The following is a 20860-nucleotide window of genomic DNA, read 5'->3' on the forward strand; positions in this document are numbered from 1 at the left end:
GAAGTGCTTGTGAAAATACGGGACTGGGTATCTCCAGCCATCTAAAGATCCATAGTCATAATTTGGATGCCCGCGCGTTGTTTGCAGCCCGGGCTCGCAGCTTCTGCCGTTCTGCACCTGCATAGAGCTGCACCATACGGTGGGTTTTGTGCCCGGTGATAGCCATAATCAGATCGTCGTCCAACCCAACGCGGGCCAGCTCGGCCGTCGCAGTGTAGCGCAGGGAGTGGATATCGTATGCTTCAGCGCCGATCTGCCGTCTCAGCTTCATCATGCCGTCGGCCGCGCCGCGATACGACCAAGGGCCTGTTTCGGCCTGGTTGGTCAAAATGAATACCGAGCTGCGCTGGGCGCTTGCCAAGGCCTGCAGTAGCATCTGAGGCGCTGGGATCCACAGATTGGCTTTGGTCTTGCCCTGGCGGACGCTTATGGCCTCTCCGTCGAAGTCTGACCACCTCATCTTCAGCACATCGCCGATCCGCTGGCCGGTCCCTAGCAGGAGCTCAAACAGCAGGCGGGTACGTGGTGCTGCGTTCTCTGTGATCGGCGGAGCAATACTCGACCACGGTAGCGGCGGCGTAGTGCGGTCGCGGGCGGCTTAAAAGTCGGCCACTTTGGCCCTTTCATTTGATGGGAGGGTTTGGGGATATTCACTGTGGAATTATATTTGAAGGTGCGTCGCGCCCATTTTCAGGATGGGTTGAGCGGGCGGCAGATAGCTCGGGATTTTGGGATCAGCCGGGACAGTGTTGCGAAGATGTTGGCGCATTCTGAGCCGCCTGGATACCGGCGGACGGCGGCGATTAAACGCCCGAAGTTGGATGCATATATCGATCAGATTGATCGGTTGTCAACGGCGGCGTAACAACCTGCCATTGGGGCGGAGCAAAAGTCGGCCACTTGGTTACGCGCCTTGGGGCGTGATGCCATTAAGTAGCAAGCACGTTCCATGGCGCGTTGGCCGTCAGGCCAACCTGATGATGTGTTAAGTTTTGGTACGCTTTGATTTGCTCTGATTGAGCCTGTAGCTTTCACCATTCATTTCCAGAATGTTCACGTGGTGTGTCAGCCGATCCAGTAATGCGCCGGTCAGTCGTTCTGTGCCGAAGGTTTCTGTCCACTCTTCGAACGGCAGGTTGCTGGTGATGAGTGTTGATCCACGCTCGTAGCGTTGCGAGATCAGTTCGAACAGCAGTTCAGCGCCTGTTTTACTGAGCGGCACAAAACCCAGTTCATCGATGATCAACAGGCTGACCTTAGCGAGCTGGCGTTGCAATCGCAGCAGCCGTTTCTCGTCTCGCGCTTCCATCAACTCGTTCACCAGTGAGGCCGCCGTGACAAAAGCGACAGGCATGCCCTTTTGGCAGGCGGCCAGGCCCAACCCGAGGGCGATGTGGGTCTTTCCAGTGCCAGATGGGCCAAGTGCGATGACATTCTCCCGCCGTTCGACCCAATCACACCGCGCCAGATCCAAGACCATCATCTTGTTCAACGACGGGATTGCCTTGAAGTCGAAACTGTCCAGGCTTTTGACGGCTGGGAACTTGGCCGATTTGATCCTGCGCTCGACCATGCGGCGTTCGCGGTCGATCAGTTCAAGCTCGGTCAGCCGGGCCAAATAACGGACATGATCCACGCCCTGCGCGGCACAGATGCGCGCGAGCTTGTCGTGTTCACGCTGGAAGGTCGGTAAGCGCAGGGTTTTGAGATGGTTGGCCAAGAGCAGTTCTGGTGCATCGGTCATGCGCCACCTCCATCCAGCAGGCTCATGTAGGATGCGGCTGATGTCGTCGCGACATGCGTTCTGGGCAGAAACGGATAGAGATCCAAATCCAACCGAGGCTGCCTGCGTTCAACGCGGCATAGCACAAGGTGTTTGATGGCATCAAAGCTGATGGCTCCCATTTGAAGCGCATCTTTGACTGCATTGTGCAGCACCTCCATCTCAAAGCGTTCCAGCAGACGGAGGACCTGCACGTACTCGCGCTTCCCAGCCTTGCCCTGCCGCGCTTCCAACAACCGTTGCAACGTTGAAAATGCATCAGGTAGGTTCCAGTTTTGCAACGGAGCTGCCTGATCAAAGGCCATGATCTTACGCTCAATCAGTCGTAGATAATGCACAGGGTCAAAGGTGATATCGTCTTTGTCGTATGACCTGACATGCTGCGCAATCACCTCAGCAGCGCAGCCAATAACGACCCGATCCACAAATCCCTTTATCCAGACCTCACGGTGACCAAAGGCCACCGGCACTGAGTAATCATTGCCGCGATAGCGCACCACGGATGTCGATGTGACCTGGCCACTGCGCAGGTCGCAAGCTTCAAACGGCGCATCTGGCAAGCCCTGCATCGCAGCCAGATCAGCCTGCAATCGTTCACCGATGCTGATCTTATAGCCGCGCAAGATGTCTGCTTGCCGTTTGCAGCACTGTTCTTCGAGGTAATCGTTGAACGCTGCCCAACTCGCAAAGCGGGGCATTGGTACCATGAAGTTACGACGAGAATAGCCGACGAGACCTTCGACTTTACCTTTATCGTTCCCCTTTCCGGGGCGACCGTATCGGTCTCGGACCACGTAATGCGACAGCATCGCGCTGAACCGCTGTGTTCTCTGACGTTCGCCATTCGGCATGATCTTTGCAACCAAGCAACGGTCATTGTCGTAGAGCACCGACTGTGGCACCGCTCCAAAGAACGCAAACGCGTGAACATGCCCATCCAACCAAGCCTCGGTGTTCGCGGCAGGATAGGCACGGACATAACAGGCATCACTATGCGGCAGATCCAGCGCGAAGAAATAGGCTTTCTGCTCAATGCCACCAATCACAACCAACGCTTCGCCAAAGTCGGCCTGCGCATGTCCGGGCGGATGGCTCAACGGCACGAACATCTCACGCGAACCGCGCTTCTTGTTGCGCACATAATCTTTGACGATGGTGTACCCGCCGTTGAAGCCGCATTCATCACGGAGCCGTTCAAAAATGCGCTTGGATGTGTGTCGCTGCTTACGAGGGCGCATCTTGTCTTCCGCCAACCACCGATCAATCTGATCGATATATGCATCCAACTTCGGGCGTTTAATCGCCGCCGTCCGCCGGTATCCAGGCGGCTCAGAATGCGCCAACATCTTCGCAACACTGTCCCGGCTGATCCCAAAATCCCGAGCTATCTGCCGCCCGCTCAACCCATCCTGAAAATGGGCGCGACGCACCTTCAAATATAATTCCACAGTGAATATCCCCAAACCCTCCCATCAAATGAAAGGGCCAAAGTGGCCGACTTTTAAGCCGCCCGCGACCGCACTACGCCGCCGCTACCGTGGTCGAGTATTGCTCCGCCGATCACAATAACGAGCGCCTCGGGGTCGCGTGGGGTGCTGCCGTTGTCCTGGCTGTTGAGCCAGACGATTTTGCGCCGCAGGCGGATCAGTTTGATATTTGGCGTGTCGAATGGGCCCATTCGGCCGATATCGGTCCGAGCTTCTTTGTCGATGATGGGCTGACGCCGACGCAGGTGCTCAGTTCCTGGTCACCGGATATCGGGCTTGCGTATGAGGACGACTATGTCGCGGAGGCTGGCGATGTCTGAGTTCGCACTGTCGCAGTTGATGCAGGCCGTTGAGCGGCTGATCATGGTCGCTACGGTTACTGCGCGCGACGGCGATCGGGCCAAGGTCAAATGGGCCGATGGGGCCGAGAGCGATTGGCTGAAGATTGCACAGCTCGGGTCGGCAGAGCTAAAGTTCTGGATCCCGCCATCAGTCGGCACTCAGGTGGTGGTGCTGTCGCCTGGTGGCAACACAGCGCATGGCATCATTTATCCTGGTCCGTTCGCGGGCGGTGTGCCCGCTGGCAACTTCGCGGGCACGATCACGGGGGACGGTGATGTCGTTTGTTCGGGGATCAGCCTGGTTTCGCATGTGCATGGTGGCATCCAGCCTGGTCCTGGCGACACCGGTGCACCGAAGTAGGCCAGTGGGGAACCGCCAGAGGATCGGGGCGGGCGTCCTGTCCAATGTGGGCGCATGTATGGGATCAGCGCACTCACCGGCCGGAAACTAGGCGGCATCGACCACCTTCGGCAGTCCATCAGGGACATTCTCACCACGCCAGTTGGGTCGCGGGTGATGCGGCGCGATTATGGTTCGCGCCTGTTTGATTTGATCGATGCGCCCTATTCGTCTGCGACCAAGCTGGCGATCATCGCGGCCACGGTCGAGGCGTTGATGACCTGGGAGCCGCGCATCGATGTGGACACGGTCACCCTGCGCACCTTCGAGCCTGGGAAAATCATCATCGATCTGAGCGGCCGGTATCTGCCCGACGGCCGTGAGGTCACGATTGCGGGGATCGAGGTCGGATGAGCGCGTTTACGGCAATTAACCTCGATCGCCTACCTGCTCCGGCGATCATTGATCGCAAGGACTTTGAGACTATTTTGGCGGAGGTCAAAGCCTGGCTTGTCGATCGGGATCCGGACCTTGGGCCCATCGTCGGTTTGGAAAGCGAGCCGATCACAAAGGTGCTTCAGGCGTGGGCGTACCGCGAGCTTCTTTTGCGCGCCGAAATTGATGATGCTGGCCGTGGCAACATGCTGGCATTTGCGGCTGGCGCGCAGCTGGATCAATTGGCGGCGTTTTACGGTGTTCAGCGGGCAGTGATCCAGGAGGCCGATCCGGTCGCAGTTCCTCCTGTGCCTGAAGTGCTTGAGGACGATGTGCGTTTTCGCTCGCGGGTTCAGTTGGCACTCGAGGGTTTCACCACGGCCGGGCCGCGCGGATCATATGTATTCTGGGGGCTGTCAGCGTCTCCGCAGGTCAAGGACATCAGCGTTGAATCGCCAGCGCCAGGTCAAGTCGTCGTCACCGTTCTGTCCGAGGTAGGAAATGGGGGAGGTGATCCGGCTTTGGTTCAGCTGGTTGCTGACGCCTTGAATGATGAGGATATCCGGCCGTTGACCGATCAAGTGCTTGTCCAAGCGGCCACCATCGTGACGTATCAGCTTGATGCCGTTTTGACCCTGTATGACGGCCCTGACGGGGAAATCGTGCGCGCGGCCGCGCTCGCTTCGGTTACTGCGTTTGTAGAGGATCAGCATCGCCTGGGGCACGATATCAGCATTTCTGGATTGCATGCCGCCTTGCATTTGCCCGGCGTTCAGAAAGTGTCTTTGGTCAGCCCTCTCGCCGACTTGGTTGTTGATGGATCGGAGGCTGCCTACTGCGGCTCGGTTTCCGTAAATGTCGGAGGGCGTGATGTCTGATCTGCTCACAGTTTTGCCGCCAAGCGCACAACAGATCGAGCGTGATCTCGAGCAGCTGTCTGGGCGTTTGCGCGGCTTCGGTGATCCAATTGCCGCGCTTTGGAATGCATCTGTTTGTCCAGAGCATCTGTTGTCGTATCTGGCCTGGGCATTCTCCATCGAGATTTGGGACAGCGCTTGGCCGGTAGAGCAGAAGCGCCGGATCCTCATTGATGCCGTTCAGGTGCACCGAGTGAAGGGCACCGTCGGGTCTGTGCGCCGCGCCTTGGCCGGGATCGGTGTGCCACCCGTGATTTCTGAGTGGTTCGATTATGGTGGCGAGCCGCACACTTTTCGGATCGATTTCTCGAGCACGGATGTGTTTGCGGCAGGGTTGGCAATTGATCCCAGAACGCTTGAAATCATCACGTCAATCCTCGTGAACCTTAAGCCGCAGCGCTCTCATTTCGCGGTGCGCATCGGCGAGGATTTCGGGACGGAAGTCTATATGCGGGCCAGCGCGAGAGGGCGATTGGTTTCTGAAATCGGGCACGATCCGGTCCCTCGGACCCGTGCCTCTGACAGTTCGTTTCATCTGCGCAGCGGTGCCCGACAGCGTCAGTTGAGTGTTTTGACCCATGACGTTCAAAGAAGGGATGCGGCCTGATGCCCACTACAATTCTCACCGATACCGCCGAGGACAAGTTGCTTCTAGCTGCAGGCTCGGGTGCGCAAGTCGCGATTACACAGGTTGCCTTGGGCGATGCGAATGGTGCCAGCTATGTTGGTGATTTCGCGCAGACTGCACTGCGCAATGAGCGGATCCGGGTGCCAATTGAAACACGCCATATTATTGATCCGAATGCCTGGCGTGTTCGGGCAGAGTTCGGGGCTGACACTGTCGCTTTCGACGTCCGTGAGGCGGGCTTTTACGACGAGGACGGCGACCTGATCGCACTTTGTACGTTTCCAGCCGAAGAAGTGCGCCGCACTGGCGGGATCGTTTATTTGATCGACCACGTTTTGAGTTTTAGTCGCGTCGCCGATGGGCTGATCATTGCGGATGCTCCGGATGATGATCTGTTCGATCTTTCAGTCACCGTGGCGCTCGCGCTTGCCAACCTTCAAGTCGAGCAGCTTCGCCAGGCTGACTTGATCGATTCCCTTCTAGATCAATAAGGAGCTGCTTTTCATGGTCACTACCGTTGAAGAAGTTGCGGCGCTCATCGACGCCTACACCGAACTGAAGGCCTATTTTGATGGGCAAAAGTCGCGTTGGGACGGCGAGCTTGATGTGGCGCGGGCATCATACGGCGAGCTACTGGGTGATCTGAACGCGGTTTTCCCTGGTAAGATGTTTTTCAGTGTCACCGTTGACCCAACGCTGCAGGAATATTCCAACGTAAATGGCGGTACATTTGCCACCATTAAGGAGGCCGTGAATGCCTCGCCCGTTGGTAGTTTCGTTCGGATTTATCTTCCTTACGGCACCGAGCATATCATCAATGACAACATTTATGTCTGGGGTCGCACTTTGACCTTCGAGGGAAAAAACAGCGGCTTAGTTGACCGCCCAATCATTCGGCTGGGATTCTCTTCAAGCGCGACCCACACTTATCGGTGTCGTTTTGTAGAGGCGTTCGGCTGTGCCCTAAAATTTAATAATATCGACATTCGTCCAGATGCACACGATCCGACTAATCCGCAACTTCACACCCCTTCAGAAGCCTTAGTTTCATCTGGTGGCCCTGACATTGTCTCTCTCGGCTTTCGGGCGTCTATCTTGAGCGGTGATGGCGGCTTTGCACTTTTGGCCGGACACTATGGCGCATTCCCAACGCTGACAATTCACGCCTCGACACTTGATGGAAACGTTTATGGGGTGCGGGGGTTCAGGGCGGGGGTGGGCAACATAGGCACTTCCGCCCTCACTCTCACCAACGGAGCAGCTTTAACAGACGCCGCTTAATCACGCGCTTCGTGAAGTCTATGAATGTTTCGGCCGAAATCTGGCCACTTAGAAGAAGGGATAGCCGCAATGGCCACCACCATCGAAAAGTTGAATAGCCTTGTCGCAAACTATACCGATTTGAAGGATTACTTCGAAGCGCAGCGGCCGCGTTGGGATGATGACGTCGCAGCTGCCGAAGCTGCCTATGCTGCTCTAAGCGGAAACCTGAAGGGCGTCATTCGAAGCCTTATGGATTTCACCGGCACCGTGGATCCTGACATCGCCAATCCCACCAATCTGGATGGCGGAACCTTCAACGATATTGCCACGCTGGTAGATGCGGCTCCCTATGGGGCATTCATACAGGCAAAACTTGCGGCCGACAAAACGCACGTTCTGACGTCGCTAGTCTCTCTGGCTGGCAAGAACTTGATGATCTTGAAGGAGGGCGAGGGGTTTGACCCCATTTTCGAGCCTGGTTCGTTTGTCTCCTCTAATCAAAATCAGTGCTACCGCTTCACGAATTTGATGGGAGGGTGTCTGACTCTCCAGAATGTTGACATTCGGTTGCCTGCGAAAGCTGACCCGAATTTGGATTGGAATGTGTTTTATCATGTGCTCGTTGACAGCACGACGGCGGCTTCGGTGGATGTGCGGCTGATGAATTGCGCTTTCTCCGGCAGCGATGGTGCGGCCATTGTCACGGTCAACCGCGGATCAATCGTCAATCTTTCACTTTGGGGCACATCTTTTGATGGACCTATTTTTGGCGTCACGCATGTGGGGGGCTGGGGGATCGCACATATCGCATCCCAAGGTTTGACGCTTACAAACGGCGCACTCGCGCAGTCGGGCGGAACGCTCGGCACTGATCTTCTGCAAAATTGAGGTAAACGATGCTTTTTGATATTTCACATAATGGCCGAACCACCCTGTCGGTTGATCGTGCGGGCGCGATTGCGCTTGGGTATCCGGTAGATGCTATCGATGCGGCTGAGGCCGACCTACGCTTGACCAGGATCAAAGGCGAGTGTCGGCGAAGGATCTATGGCGCAGCATCGGCTGAAACTCAGATGAATATGGCAACTGCTGCAGCTGTGGTGTCGGCGAAAACTGCCAGCAACCGTTCGGCCGAGGAGAGCGCCATGCTGGCTGGGCTCGGCCAGGCTATCGATTGGGTCGCGGCCATGCGGGCGCGGGTGGTCGAGTTGGCCGCGGACGCCGATCTGGATTTCCGCGCAGACGAAAACTGGCCGGATTTGCCCGATGGCGCGCGAGACGTCGTCGCCATGTTCTGATCTGCTTGGTGTGATCGTCCTGGCATTCTATAAAGGCCACGGCCGCTTCTTTGATCGGGTGATCCGTTGGGTCACCCGTTCTGCGTTCAGCCACTGCGAAATCCTGCGATTGCAACCAGCGCAGGCTGATGATGCGTTTGAGGCGCGCGCCTGGTCATCGAGTGGCCGGGACGGGGGCGTTCGCGAAAAGGTCATTCTGTTCAAGCCTGGGAATTGGGAGTTTGTCAGCGTTCTCTGGTCGGATGGCGAAGCTGTCGATCGGATCATCGCTGAAATCGGCAACCCCTATGACTATCTGGGCTTGATCGCATCGCAGGCTTTTAATCTGCGACGGCATCGGCGGGATCAGTGGTTTTGCTCCGAAATCTGCGGGCATGCCTTGGGCTTGAGCGCGCCGCAGGAGCTCTCGCCGGGTGGGCTCCACTGCCGGGTGCTTGAGATGAATTCGGCCTATTGCATTGGCTTCGAACACGCGGGGGAACCGCCAGAGGATTGAGCCGCAGCGCGGTGGAATGCTTGGGGCAACAGTTCACATCCGCAAGCGAGGTCACTATGGCATTTCTTCACGGCGTCGAGGTCATCGAGATCGATGCAGGTCCACGTCCCATCCAGACGGTCAAATCGTCTGTCATCGGCATTGTGGGCACTGCGCCCGACGCCGATGCAGATGCATTCCCCTTGAACACGCCGGTCCTGGTCGCCGGTTCGCGCAAAGAAGCCGCAGGCCTGGACACGGTCGGCGATGCGCGCGGCACCTTGCCCACGGCAATGGACGGCATCTTCGATCAGATCGGTGCAGTCGTCATTGTCGTTCGTGTGGAGGAGGGGCTCGATGAGGCCGAAAGCCTCGCCAATGTTATCGGGGGCGTCAACGCGGTTGATGGCAACTTCGAGGGTGTCCATGCCCTGGTCGGCGCGGAGAGCGTCGTCGGGTTTTCGCCGCGCATCCTGATCGCGCCGGGCTTCACTCACCAGCGCCCCGAGGGCAACGCCAACCCGGTGATCGCGGAGCTGCAGGGCATCGGTGACCGGCTGCGGGCCGTGATCATCGCCGACGGGCCCAATACCAACGACGCCGACGCCATCGAGGCAGCCGGTGGCTTCGGCTCCGATCGCATCTACCTGATCGATCCCTGGCACAAGGTCACCGTCGGCTCCGATATCGTGGATGTTCCGCCATCGTCCCGCGTTGCAGGCTTGATCGCCACGGTGGACAACGACACCGGCTTCTGGGCGTCGCCGTCGAACCACCTGATTGGCGGAATCATCGGTACCAGCCGTCCGGTCGATTTCAAGCTCGGGGGCGCGAGCGCGCGTGCCAATCTATTGAACGAGGCGAAAGTCGCCACGACCATCCGCCAGAATGGCTACCGCCTGTGGGGCAACCGGACGCTGACCGACGACACAAAGTGGATTTTCCTGAGCGTTCGCCGCACGGCCGACATCATCAACGACTCGCTTTTGCGCGCCCACCTTTGGGCTGTCGATCGTGGCATCACAAAAACCTATGTCTCGGACGTCGAGGAAAGCGTGAACGCCTACCTCCGCGATCTGGTCGCTTTGGGCGCGATCCTGGGCGGTCGCTGCTGGGCCGATCCGGATCTGAATTCCGCGGCCAATATCCAGCTCGGCAAGGTGTTTTTCAACTTTGATTTCACGCCGGTCTATCCGGCCGAGCATATCACTTTCCGTTCGCACCTGGTGAAAGATTACATCGAGGAGGTGTTTAACTGATGGCTGCTGAAGATATCCTGAAGTATCTCAATTTGTTCGTTGATGGCCGTGGCCATGCGGGCAAGATCGAGGAGTACAGCGCTCCCGATCTAACGGTTTCGACCGAAGAATTCCGCGGGGGCGGCATGGACGCGCCCATCGATCTCGACATGGGTCAGGAAAAAATGACCACGTCGTTCGTCCTGACGTCCTACGATCGGGATGTGCTATCCCTCTGGGGCATCAAGGACGGATCGTTGGTCCAGCTGACGGCGCGCGGGTCGCTTGAAAGCCTGGATGGCACCAAGACGGCCGTCGCGCATCACATGCAGGGCAAGATCATCTCGGTGGCGCGCGGCACCTGGGGTTCAGGGGCCAAGCCGTCGCTGACCTTCACGGTGAGCCTGCGCTACTACCGCGAGGTCCACGGTGGCGTCGATATCAACGAGATCGATGTCGTCAACATGGTGCGCAAGGTGCGGGGCGTCGATCAGCTCGCCGAGCACCGCGCCAATATCGGCCTGTAAGGAGCGCACATGGAAAACGCAAAAAACCCAGCCTGGTTGGTCGAGAACGAGGACGGCTCGATCACGGTCAACTATGAGACCCGGCCGCCCAAGATCGACGGGACCGACGTCAAAAGCCTGAAGATGCGCGAGCCCTTCGTGGAGGATCAGCTGGCTGCCGATCGGGCGAGCTCGAACAGCGCCGAGGCTGAAATCACCTTGATCTCGAACCTCTGCGAAATCTCGCCCGAGGCGGTGCGCGGTCTGACGATGCGCCAGTACAGCAGGCTGCAGACGGCTCTCTCCGTTTTTATTGGCTGACCAGTGATCAAGTCCGGGCGGGGTCACTTCGGCTCGCCCGGCACACCGGATGGGCCGAGCGTGAAATCATGGCCATGCCGGTCAGTCGTTTCATCTGGTGGATAGAGGGCCTTCCAAAGAATGAGCAAAAACCAACGCCTTAATGCGACGATCACGATCGGTTCGGTTCTCGAGCAGTCGGTCAAGCGCAACGTCAGCTTCCTGAAAACGGGGCTTGCCCAGGTTGGCGATGCGATCAAGGGCGTCGAGCGCCGTCAAAAGGGGCTCGATCGCCAGCGCGACGTCTTGCGCAAGCAGGGCTTGTCGGTTGAGCACCACGATCGCGAGTATGAGAAACTCGAGCGGACCCTGGTGGATCTGCGCCGGGCCCAGGAACGCTGGAACCGCGCGGCCGCAGCATCGAGGCGTGTCGGCTCCACCTTCAGTAACATGGCATCTGGCATCGGCCGAAATGTGCGCCAGATTGCGATCGGGGCCAGCTTGGCCGGTGGTGCCATCTTCGGGATCGCCAATTCGACGGCTGACCTGGGCGATAATGTTGCCAAGACGGCCGATAAGCTGGGCATCGGGCTCGGCGTGCTGCAGGAGCTGCGCTACGCGGCCGAGCGGTCTGGTGTTGCCACAGCGACCTTCGATGGCGCGCTGGAAAAAATGACCAAGAACATTGGTCTGGCGATGGAGGGCACCGGCGCGCAGAAGGATGCCCTGGACGCCCTGGGGCTTTCGGCCGCTGACCTTGCCTCCAAGCTGCCGGAGGACGCCCTGGCGATGATCGCCGACAGGCTGCAGGGCGTGGAGACGCAGGCGGAAAAGGCAGCGCTGGCAAACGATCTGTTTGGCCGGTCGGGCATCGGCCTGCTGAACATGCTGAAGGACGGCTCCAAGGGGCTGACGCAGCTGCGCGAGGACGCGCGGCGCACCGGCTATGTCCTGTCCGACCAGGCTGCCCGGGACGCCGAAGTGTTCAAGGACACGCTGCTCGATACGCAGTTGGTGATGAAGGGCCTGAAAAACACGGTGGGCTCCGCGCTGATGCCGGTCGTGACGCGGTCCATGCGCCGGATCGGTGACGCCCTGATCGGCAATCGCGATGACGTCGAGCGGTGGGCCGAGGGTTTCGCGGCCAGTGCGGAGCGCGCGCTTCCGATCATCGGCGAGATTGCCTCGGGTATCGGTTCGATCGGCTCCATCGTTTTTGAAGTGACCGAGCGGACGGCTGAAATGGTCGGGGGCTGGGAAAACTTCGGCATGATCGTCGGGGCTGTCCTGGCGTCGCGCACGATTGTGCGGGTCGGCAAGTTTGCCGGTGCCGTGTTCAGCCTCGGCCGCGCCATGCTGTCCCTGGTCAGCGCGTCGCCGATCGTGGTCGGGGCGATCCGCGCCATCGGTACCGCGTTGATGATGAACCCCATCGGGGCTGCGATCGGGGTCATCGCGGGCGGGGCGTATTTGATCTATCGAAACTGGGAGACGGTCGGTCCCTGGTTCCGCGGGCTTTGGTCCGATACGAAAACCTACTTTGCGGGCTTCGGCAACTTCGTGGGCGGCGTGTTCTCCGGTGACATGCGGCGCGCAGAGCGCGGGGTTCGGGCGATGTGGTCTGGCACCACCTCATTCTTTGACCGGACCTTGAGCGGGATCGGTGCGGTATTCTCTGCCACCTATGAGAACCTGATCAAGCCTGCGACCGACGCGATGGGGATCACGGCTCCGATTGAGGCCGCCTGGCGCAAAGCCGGGGATGTCCTGGCTCCAGTGCTGTCTGATATCGGTTCGTACTACACCGGGCTCGGTGACGTCGTCGCGGGCGTGTTCACCGGGGATATGGAGCGCGCTGCCCTTGGCGTCGGCCGGATGTGGCGCTCGGCCGCTTCGATGTTTGACCGTGTCTTGGGCCGCATCGGGGATCGCTTCGTCTGGGTCTATGACACTCTGATCAAGCCGGTGACGGACGCGCTCGGGCTGACGGCTCCGATCGAGCGCGCCTGGTCGGCATTTTCAGGTGCCATAGACGCGACGTTCAGCTCGATCGGGGCTGTGTTTGATGCGCTCTGGACGGGATCTGCCGAGCCGGTGATCGAGGGGCTGAAGAACACGGCCGGAATCGGTGCGGCCTGGGACGCCGTTAAGTCTGCCCTGGATCCTGTGCTGACTTGGATCGGGGATAAGTTCACCACACTGATGGGTTTGATCAAGCCGGTTATCGAGGCGTTGAAGTGGGGCTACGAGAACGCGCAGCGGGCCGGGAACGCCATCGGCTCGGCCGTAGGCTCTGCAGCTGCTGCGCATGTGAAACCTGGCAAGGTTTCGGGCCTGGGCAATACCGCATCTAATGCCAATGCCGCGCCCATGAGCGATTCGGATGCGCAGAAGCTCTACGGCATCAAGCCGCAGAAGAACGCGCTGGGTGGGCCGTTCCGTCCTGGCTGGCATCTGACGGGCGAGCTCGGGCCGGAGCTGAAGTTCGAGAACCGCTCGGGCTATGTGGCGAACAATCGCGCCATGCGTCAGCTCGCCGGTTATGCCGATCGCGTCGGGTCGGTTATGCGGCCGAATGCGACACGCGCCCAATCGATCGTGCCGGGGGCTCTAAGGCAAGCGCTGCGAAAAGCGCCGGCGCAATCTGTCGGAATGGCAAAACTTGGCAGCGCCAGAAACTCGGACGCTTTGACGGCACACGCGGGCCAAATGGCCGAGGCCGTTCGCTCCCTGAGCATGGATCGGATGGAGGCGGTATTCGCGCAACCGGCTGCGGCCGCCCCAACTGCCGCGCCTGTCGCGGGGCCGCAAACCGTGACCAACCAGTACACGATCCATGCGGCCGGGGCCGATGCCCAGGAGGTCATTCGGCTTCTGCGCGTTGAAGAGCGTCGCAACTCGGGCAACGGTCTGTTCGATCGCGCGCCGACAACTGGTCCGTTTGGGAGGTAGCGATGGCAGAAGTGATGATGCAGCTCGGGTTCTTCCAGTTCTCCCTGGACAACGCGGCGTACCAAAGGCTCAGCCGGTCGACCGAGTATCGCTGGGCACGTCAGGCGCGGATCGGCACCAATGATGCGCTGCAGTTCACCGGGCTTGGTCCAGAGACAGTGGAGGTCGAGGGCGTGATCTATCCCCATTTCCGTGGCGGGCTGAAGCAGATCGATAAAATGCGCACACAGGCCAGTCTTGGCCTGCCGCTGCCCCTGGTGTCTGGCATCGGCAAGGTGCTGGGCCTGTGGGTGGTTGAGGGCGTGACAGAGGGGCAGGAGGTTTTTGCGTCGCAAGGCATCCCGCATCGGCAGGATTTTACAATGAGGATGGCAAGATATGACGGCGGTGCCCGGTCTCTACTTCGTTTCTTCTGACGGCGACGTCCTGGACCAAGTGGTCGCGAGCCATTACGGCGACACTTCAGGCTTGAAGGTGGAGGCGGTGCTCGCAGCTAATCCTGGTCTGGGCGCGCTGGGCGCTGTCCTAAACGCGGGCGTCAGGATCCTGCTGCCGGATCTGGAAACCTCGACACCAATGGAAACGGCACAGCTATGGGGCTGATGGACTTTCGGCCGCTGGTTCAGGTGACTATTAACGGCGTCCCGCTGTCGGGCTTTGTGTTCTCTCAGCTGAGTTCGGTGCGGGTGTCGGACACGGCCGGGTTCATCTCGGACACGGCCGAGATCACTTTTGCCAACACATCGCCGATATCGCGCTTTGCCATGCCGGAGCCAGGGGCCGAGGTTGAGATCGCGCTCGGCTACCTGGGCGCGTTCTTGCGCATGGGTCTGTATATCGCCGACGAGGTGGAGGAGAGCTCTCCCCCTCGCATAATCACGGCCGTGTGCCGCGCGAAGGCGCAAGGCGAGACCCAGAGCGGGTTTGCTCCGATCAATCAGCAAAAGTCGCGGTCTTGGCCTGCAGGCATGACGCTTAAGGCGATCGTGACCACCATCGCGGGCGACAACGGGCTTGAACCGGCCGTGACCGAAGCCGCGGGCTCGATCGTGCCTGGTCACATCGACCAGCTGGATGAAAGTGATCTGTCCGTTCTGACGCGGATCGCGGTGTTGCATGATGTGGTCGCCAAACCGGCCGGGGGCGTTCTTTTTGTCGGCCGCAGGGCCGAAGGTGTCAAAGCGTCGGGTCAGCCGACGCCCGTCGTGCCACTGCTCGAGGCAGACGTAAGCCGCTGGTCCATGCGCCGGGGGCTCAGCGATGCGACGGGTACGATCATTGCCACCTACCGGGATCTCGAAAACGCCGAGGATGTCGAGGTGAAGATCGGGGACGCCGAGCCGGTGCGCCGGTTGCGGCAGCGGTTTCGGTCGGAGGAAGAAGCGCGCGCCGTCGCCGTGGCCGAGTCGCGCCGCGCCAGCCGTGCGAAGGAGACGCTCGATCTTGAGCTGCCTGGCAATCCAACGATCGCTGCCGAGGGGCGCATCGTCCCGATCGGGTTCAGCTCGGCCGCTTCAGGCGAGTGGATCGTGAAAACCGCGACCCATGAAGTGTCTGAGGCGGGCTATCGCACGATGGCCCAATGCGAGCGGCCGGAGTAGGGAACCCGCCAGAGGCAACCAGCCGGGCGCTTGGGCAATTTGGCACCAATGTCTGCCTCTGGAGCCTGTCTGAATGCCTGAAGAAGAAAGCCCGCGCGTGGGTCTGATCAACTGGTCAGAATGGAAAAAAGACGGGGGCAAATTCTTCCGCATCACGGTAATCGGCGCATTCGCCGCGTGGGTCGGTGCCTACGTTCCGGTGATTAACGAGCTGGTATTCTCCCCCTGGCGATTGGGCGACAAGGTCGATGCCAACACCGCAACGCTCGCGCACCTGGTCGAGGACGTGAAGATCCTGCAGCGGCCGGATGTCATCTTTCGGATAACGCGATCGCAGGTTCTGGGGCCACCTTGTGGCGGGGGCCGCAGCTGCGCGATCGAGCTGGAAATTGAGCGCACCGAGCAGGGCCGAACCTGCCAAGTTGTCCCTGGCGAAACGCAATATTCGTTTCGGAATCCGCGCAATGAAGCCAGTCTGTTCGTGAGGCTCGATCGGCCGGTGCAAACCCAGAATGTCGGTTCAAAGCCGGTCACGTTCCAGTATCAGGTGACTGCGCCGTATGGGCTCGAGCCTAACGCTGAGTTCTGTCTGGAGCCTCTCTACATCGGGTGTCCTGGTATGACTGAGGGCGATTCCCCTATCAGGGCGACCCGCAGCTGCACGGCCGTGCCAGTAAAGCCTTAGTAAATAAGAAAATAGCTCTGATAGATTTTCAATTTTAACCCAGCATGACTGGCTTCGGCTCGTCTCGCAGGCGACCAGTGTCTGATCGATGGGCGGTTCGGAGCGATCGCTTCCAAGTAGACTGGCATTCGCCTATCATCGACGATGGTGTATAAGCGCAATTAATCTGGAGTAAAAAAATATGACCTTTAAACGAGCTCTGTGGATAGCGACGTTTCCTCGGGACAAATGTCCTAAATATCCGTGCCCATCCTGTGAAGATGGACGTCTCATAGCTAGAAAAGACAGCATCACAGTAATTGAGCCTCAATACTCCAAGGCCGCCCACTCACACGACAGTTGGGAGCCGGACTGGGATGTCGAGCGTTTTTCTCTGAGGCTACATTGCGATCATGAAGACTGTGGAGAAGTCGTTAACGTTCATGGTAGCACTGTACTGGTTGACGTGCAGGACGATGAATTTGGATGGGGCTTGGCTACTGTATTGCAGCCCAACTCTTTCTCTCCCGCTCCCCCTATAATCGGTTTGCCCAAAAACCTTCCTGCGTCCGTCATTAGGCAGATGCGACAAGTATTTGCTCTGTTCTGGGTTGATATTGGTAGTGCAGGTAATCGATTGCGCACCAGCTTGGAAGGAGTCCTCGATGACCTTCAGGTTCCTCGAGAAGTGTTAAGCAAGAAAAAGGGTGAAATGGTCGATCTTGATCTAAATGGCCGCATTCAACACCTAGAGAAAGAATCTCCCGATCAGGCTCAGACCTTTCATGCTTTAAGGATAATCGGAAACATTGGTTCTCATACTACGGAGCTTTCCCGAGAAGTTCTTTTGGATGCATTAGAGCTGTATGAAGATGCGCTGTTGGAAATTTATTCGAATCGCAAACTTTATCTTGATGCGCTGAAACAGAAGATTATCAAAACGAAAGGCCAATATTAAACTTGTTTTCAAGGAAGCAGTTACCGAGCTCCTCAGGAACACTGGCTGCTATCGGACCGACTTAGATGATAGTTTTCGAACGGGCAGTCTTAGCTAGGAGAGCCCTCAGGAAAACTATCCTCAAAGGGCGCCAACGAAAATAGAAATGGAAGCAGCTGACAGGCGGCTTTGACGTGCATATATCGACGTAAGAGGGTTAGTTGGGTCATATGCGTCGGAAAAGTCCTGATCAGGTATCAATAAAGCGGCTATCCTGGTGCCGCACATTCCTGATACGTTTCTGATATGTTCTACCGGTTTGGTGCACAAAAAACCGTTTAAAATCAGTCAAAAACGTGCGGATTGCAAATCCGTGTACAGGAGTTCGATTCTCCTACTCGCCTCCATATCTTTCAAAGAATTGAGCCCTGCGGCTACGAGGCACGGATGCGGCTGCCACACGCTTTGCCGCACGTCTTTATAAATAGGAGGTATATTTTCATATATATTTCAGTGTTTTAAGGTGGTGGACAGCTTGAGGCCAACAGTTCGTTCATCAGACAATTAGATCTACTTCACGAGGCACAGTCTTGAGAAGATACAAAGTTGCCGGAAAACTGTCAGGGTGATAGGGTTAAGAAATTACCTAAGTAAACAAAAGAAAGTGCTTTAGATGCCAGACAAAATTTTCACTCTCAGTGTCATCGGTCTTATAACAGCTTCTCAAGCTTCCGCCGGGATCGTTCCTGCTCCCTTGCCGATTGCTGGGGCAGCAGGGCCATTGGGTTTGGCCGTAGCTGTCGTCGGGTATGGTGCATACCGGATCCTCTCAAGACGCCAAGATAAATAATTCTCCCCAACAATATTTGAAACGAAAGAGTTTTGGTTGTTAATTCCAGAAATGAAAACACCAAGATTTGATATTCATCTTGGTTTTTTCACTGTTGTATTTATCAATGGAATTATTAGCCAATCATCGGTGAGTGAGATATCCGATATATTTTTGTCGGTGTTAAATTCAAATCTATTCTTTCTTTTTGCTTTTTATGTTTTGTTTGATCTGCTGATCGAAGGCCGAGATGACATTTCTGCGAATAGCCTAGACTATCTGATTTGTGGAGTGGTGATATTGAGCCTCCTCCTTTTCGGTCGAATAGGGGTTTCCCGTGATGTTGGGTTGACGACAGCAGCGCTGGCTGTTTTCTTTTGGTGGCGTCGAGAAACAGGTAATGCAAGATATATAGCCGTCGTATGGTTCGCATTAACTCTTAATTTGCTGATCGCACCGCTATTATTCCAAATTTTTAAGTCTTATATACTTATCGCTGAGGTGGATTTTGTTGCCCTCATGTGGAGATGCCTTGGTTTTAATGTATGGTCTGATGGTCAACTGCTTGTGTTGGAGCATGGTATGAAGATCCGCCTGATTGGTGCATGCTCTGTCTTCACCAATTTATCATTCGGCTTCCTGTGCTACGCTTCGGTAAAAGCCTTTAATCGTCGACGCATGTCTTACTCGGATGTGATTATTGTTGCATCACTGATTTTCTTACTGATTTTGGGGAACACAATCCGGATTGGATTAATGCTGCCGAGTCGCGCTGACTATGAGTTTTGGCATCACGGGTCAGGTGCAACGATATTTGGCCTGGCGCAATTTTTCATAATCGTCGCCGCAAGCTATCTTAGCATTCGGGTCAGGTCATCAAAGTGCTGAGGCGTGCTCTAATTCTTGTATTCTTTCTCTTCCTTGCAGTATTTATCGCGAATGAGCGGATCTATGCTAGAGTGGACAGAGCCAAGTATAACGCAAGCTCCAGCTTTCAGGATGCTTACCTATCAGTTTTAAAAAGTGAGGGGGCGTCAATTATCAAGGTTGTTGAAAACGATAAACGCACAGGAGACAGGAGCGTTGTGTTCAAGGAAAAATCTTGTCCGGAGCCTTATGAGATTTTTGAGCACCGTGTTGCCCTAAGCTTGCCACATCATGCACAGGTGCCGCCACTAAGTGAAATGGATTTGAAGGTTATATACTACGATAAGGTATGGGGAGACTGGGGCCGCCTGCAAAATACGGTAGAAACGATTATGGTGAGCTTTGCTTCGGTGTTTGGACATTCTGATTTGCACGATAATATGAAGGCTCTATTGCTGTTCATCCCTAAGGGTTGCGGCAATTACTTAAGATTAGACTGGTCGCAAGCCTGGATGCGGCGCTGATCTTCCAGTTTTAAGCAGTGAAGGTGCAATAGATCATGTTCCTCCTATCCTTTATTTTCTTCGTAATTGTCGTTGGCTGGATTGAGTATAGTTCATTGGAAGTGGCTTTACGTGACTCAACTAGAAAGCGTTGGCCTGCACACATTGGACTCTTTACCATGTCGCTCGCGATACAGATCAGCCTTCCTATTGGAGCTGTCGTTGCCGCGATGGTGGCAGAGACGAATGCCTATGGTGTATTCAACTGGCTAAATGTTCCCTTTGCGTTAGAGGCCTTGTTCAGTGTGATCACAATGAGCTTTTCGTACTACCTGCTCCATCTTTTGATGCACAAGGTTCCGGTTCTCTGGCGACTGCACCAAGTCCATCACAGCGATTATAAATTAGATATATCTACCGCGTATCGAACGCATCCAATTTCTGCTATTCTCACTCTAGCTATCATCTTTTTAGTTATTAGCCTTTTGGGAGCTGCTCCAGAGGTAGTAATTTTTTACTCGGGGTTTGTTTTAACTGTAGATCTCTTGCACCATTCGAGCCTCAATTGGCCGGCCGCAGTTGAGAGGGTGGTCGGAAAGCTGCTTATTACTCCTTCTCAACACCACATCCATCATTCAGATTTTCAGCCTGAAACAGATACGAATTTCTCTGCAGACTTTTGTCTGTGGGATAAGGTTTTCGGAACTTTTCTAGCGCGGCCGCTGCGTCACCATGCAGACTTCAAATACGGTTTGAAAGAGGTTTCGAGTGACGACGCGGTCGATATCCATGCAATTTTGCTGTCGCCGTTTGTTCGGGGGAATGGCGATCCTTAGGGTGCGGATATGTATACATTCACGCCGACCAGAGGTGGGCATCTGGACGGGATAGCCGCCACACATTCTTGATATGTTTCTCTAATATTCCGCCTGTTTGTTGCACAAATAAACGTTTGAAAACAAAGAAAGACGTGCGGATTGCAAGTCCGTGTGCAGGAGTTCGACTCCGCTACTCGCCTCCATATTTATCAATGACTGGTGGTGGTCGCAGATTGGCTTGGCTTGGCTTTGTGTCGCTGTGGTCATTGATCTGTTATTGAGACGCCTCGTGGAGTGGACGATAAGAATACCAGGACATCCCAGATGGTGACAGACGCGCTGATGAAGGCGATTTGGCGCAGAGGGCGACCAAAGGAACTGCTGCATCACTCCGATCAGGGTCGCCAAATACCAGCGAACCGTCCCAACGGTTAATGAAGGCAGCGGTGCTCCCTATCTTATAAGCTGGCTGGCAAAGTCCGCGACAACGTTGCTGCGGAAAGCTTCGTGTCGACATTCAAGATCGAGCGCGTGAAACGCGAATGCTCCCGACCACGCAGGCCTGTGCCGATGTCTATGATTGCATCCAACGCCTTTGAGATCCCATGCGCTGTCACTCGACCAACGGATATTTAAACCCCATGCAATAGGGGGAGGTCGCGATGAAGGCTTAAGTTG

At 56.6% G+C, this 20860-nt stretch carries 25 protein-coding genes and 1 pseudogene; 23 read left to right on the top strand and 3 right to left on the bottom strand.

Translation table 11 applies throughout. From position 1 onward, the window contains the following. Positions 1-55: 55 nt before the first annotated feature. A complete protein-coding gene (locus RGAI101_RS21640) occupies positions 56-556 on the bottom strand; it encodes a tyrosine-type recombinase/integrase (protein ID WP_083792061.1) in 501 nt (166 codons plus the stop codon). A gap of 99 nt (positions 557-655) precedes the next feature. Between RGAI101_RS21640 and RGAI101_RS22450 the strand changes: the two are divergent. After that, positions 656-844, top strand: a pseudogene (locus RGAI101_RS22450) (IS21 family transposase); the annotation flags it as partial. Between the two features lie 141 nt (positions 845-985). On the opposite strand, the gene istB reads toward RGAI101_RS22450, so the two are convergent. Together istB and istA are read right to left on the bottom strand one after the other, a co-directional pair. Next, entirely contained in the window at positions 986-1744 is a 759-nt protein-coding gene (gene istB, locus RGAI101_RS17005) for an IS21-like element helper ATPase IstB (RefSeq protein ID WP_008225471.1), read from the bottom strand. Further along, on the bottom strand, positions 1741-3240 hold the full coding sequence (gene istA / locus RGAI101_RS17010; RefSeq protein ID WP_157044708.1) for an IS21 family transposase: 1500 nt from the start codon (positions 3238-3240) through the stop codon (positions 1741-1743). Before istA ends, istB begins: the two co-directional genes overlap by 4 nt. A gap of 80 nt (positions 3241-3320) precedes the next feature. On the opposite strand from istA, the gene RGAI101_RS17015 reads away from it, so the two are divergent. From RGAI101_RS17015 to RGAI101_RS17125, 22 genes are all read left to right on the top strand, one after another. Further along, positions 3321-3590, top strand: coding sequence for a hypothetical protein (locus tag RGAI101_RS17015; RefSeq protein WP_008228619.1), 270 nt, complete (start codon positions 3321-3323; stop codon positions 3588-3590). Then, on the top strand, positions 3583-3972 hold the full coding sequence (locus tag RGAI101_RS17020) for a phage baseplate assembly protein (RefSeq protein WP_008228239.1): 390 nt from the start codon (positions 3583-3585) through the stop codon (positions 3970-3972). The genes RGAI101_RS17015 and RGAI101_RS17020 overlap by 8 nt, the downstream gene beginning before the upstream one ends. 54 nt (positions 3973-4026) lie before the next feature. Then, the gene (locus RGAI101_RS17025) at positions 4027-4365 is read left to right on the top strand and encodes a GPW/gp25 family protein (protein ID WP_037228625.1); all 339 of its coding nucleotides are present in this window, start codon (positions 4027-4029) and stop codon (positions 4363-4365) included. Then, positions 4362-5264, top strand: coding sequence for a baseplate assembly protein (locus RGAI101_RS17030; RefSeq protein WP_008228759.1), 903 nt, complete (start codon positions 4362-4364; stop codon positions 5262-5264). Before RGAI101_RS17025 ends, RGAI101_RS17030 begins: the two co-directional genes overlap by 4 nt. After that, complete coding sequence (locus RGAI101_RS21305; protein ID WP_198133712.1) at positions 5257-5910, top strand: phage tail protein I; 654 nt, start codon at positions 5257-5259, stop codon at positions 5908-5910. Before RGAI101_RS17030 ends, RGAI101_RS21305 begins: the two co-directional genes overlap by 8 nt. Next, positions 5910-6422, top strand: coding sequence for a phage tail-collar fiber domain-containing protein (locus RGAI101_RS17040; protein ID WP_050763223.1), 513 nt, complete (start codon positions 5910-5912; stop codon positions 6420-6422). Before RGAI101_RS21305 ends, RGAI101_RS17040 begins: the two co-directional genes overlap by 1 nt. A 13-nt stretch (positions 6423-6435) precedes the next feature. After that, on the top strand, positions 6436-7212 hold the full coding sequence (locus RGAI101_RS17045; protein WP_008228554.1) for a hypothetical protein: 777 nt from the start codon (positions 6436-6438) through the stop codon (positions 7210-7212). A 69-nt stretch (positions 7213-7281) separates the two neighbouring features. After that, positions 7282-8082: a hypothetical protein gene (locus RGAI101_RS17050; protein ID WP_008227706.1), complete on the top strand. Its 801-nt coding sequence runs from the start codon at positions 7282-7284 to the stop codon at positions 8080-8082. A gap of 8 nt (positions 8083-8090) precedes the next feature. Continuing rightward, the gene (locus tag RGAI101_RS17055; protein ID WP_037228628.1) at positions 8091-8492 is read left to right on the top strand and encodes a hypothetical protein; all 402 of its coding nucleotides are present in this window, start codon (positions 8091-8093) and stop codon (positions 8490-8492) included. Then, positions 8461-8988, top strand: a complete 528-nt coding sequence (locus RGAI101_RS17060; RefSeq protein ID WP_008225243.1) for a hypothetical protein — start codon at positions 8461-8463, stop codon at positions 8986-8988. Before RGAI101_RS17055 ends, RGAI101_RS17060 begins: the two co-directional genes overlap by 32 nt. Before the next feature lie 56 nt (positions 8989-9044). Continuing rightward, positions 9045-10226, top strand: a complete 1182-nt coding sequence (locus tag RGAI101_RS17065) for a phage tail sheath C-terminal domain-containing protein (protein WP_008225901.1) — start codon at positions 9045-9047, stop codon at positions 10224-10226. Further along, positions 10226-10732 (top strand): phage major tail tube protein, encoded by a 507-nt coding sequence (locus RGAI101_RS17070; RefSeq protein ID WP_008226786.1) that lies wholly within the window; start codon positions 10226-10228, stop codon positions 10730-10732. The genes RGAI101_RS17065 and RGAI101_RS17070 overlap by 1 nt, the downstream gene beginning before the upstream one ends. A 9-nt stretch (positions 10733-10741) precedes the next feature. After that, complete coding sequence (locus RGAI101_RS17075; RefSeq protein WP_008229043.1) at positions 10742-11032, top strand: phage tail assembly protein; 291 nt, start codon at positions 10742-10744, stop codon at positions 11030-11032. Between the two features lie 120 nt (positions 11033-11152). Beyond that, on the top strand, positions 11153-13963 hold the full coding sequence (locus RGAI101_RS17080; protein WP_008229428.1) for a hypothetical protein: 2811 nt from the start codon (positions 11153-11155) through the stop codon (positions 13961-13963). 2 nt (positions 13964-13965) lie between these two features. Then, entirely contained in the window at positions 13966-14379 is a 414-nt protein-coding gene (locus tag RGAI101_RS17085) for a phage tail protein (RefSeq protein WP_008228508.1), read from the top strand. Beyond that, the gene (locus RGAI101_RS17090; protein ID WP_037228631.1) at positions 14342-14566 is read left to right on the top strand and encodes a tail protein X; all 225 of its coding nucleotides are present in this window, start codon (positions 14342-14344) and stop codon (positions 14564-14566) included. Before RGAI101_RS17085 ends, RGAI101_RS17090 begins: the two co-directional genes overlap by 38 nt. A gap of 23 nt (positions 14567-14589) precedes the next feature. Beyond that, complete coding sequence (locus RGAI101_RS17095) at positions 14590-15564, top strand: phage late control D family protein (protein ID WP_198133713.1); 975 nt, start codon at positions 14590-14592, stop codon at positions 15562-15564. 73 nt (positions 15565-15637) lie between these two features. Further along, entirely contained in the window at positions 15638-16249 is a 612-nt protein-coding gene (locus RGAI101_RS17100; RefSeq protein WP_008225815.1) for a hypothetical protein, read from the top strand. 181 nt (positions 16250-16430) lie between these two features. Next, on the top strand, positions 16431-17186 hold the full coding sequence (locus RGAI101_RS21650) for a DUF4145 domain-containing protein (protein ID WP_083792063.1): 756 nt from the start codon (positions 16431-16433) through the stop codon (positions 17184-17186). Between the two features lie 865 nt (positions 17187-18051). Next, on the top strand, positions 18052-18882 hold the full coding sequence (locus RGAI101_RS17115; RefSeq protein WP_198133714.1) for a hypothetical protein: 831 nt from the start codon (positions 18052-18054) through the stop codon (positions 18880-18882). A gap of 71 nt (positions 18883-18953) precedes the next feature. Beyond that, a complete protein-coding gene (locus RGAI101_RS17120; protein WP_157044691.1) occupies positions 18954-19385 on the top strand; it encodes a hypothetical protein in 432 nt (143 codons plus the stop codon). 35 nt (positions 19386-19420) lie between these two features. Beyond that, positions 19421-20200, top strand: a complete 780-nt coding sequence (locus RGAI101_RS17125; protein ID WP_050763224.1) for a sterol desaturase family protein — start codon at positions 19421-19423, stop codon at positions 20198-20200. Positions 20201-20860: the final 660 nt, after the last annotated feature.

Source organism: Roseobacter sp. GAI101 (genome assembly GCF_000156335.1).
In the GTDB taxonomy this organism is placed as follows: domain Bacteria; phylum Pseudomonadota; class Alphaproteobacteria; order Rhodobacterales; family Rhodobacteraceae; genus Sulfitobacter.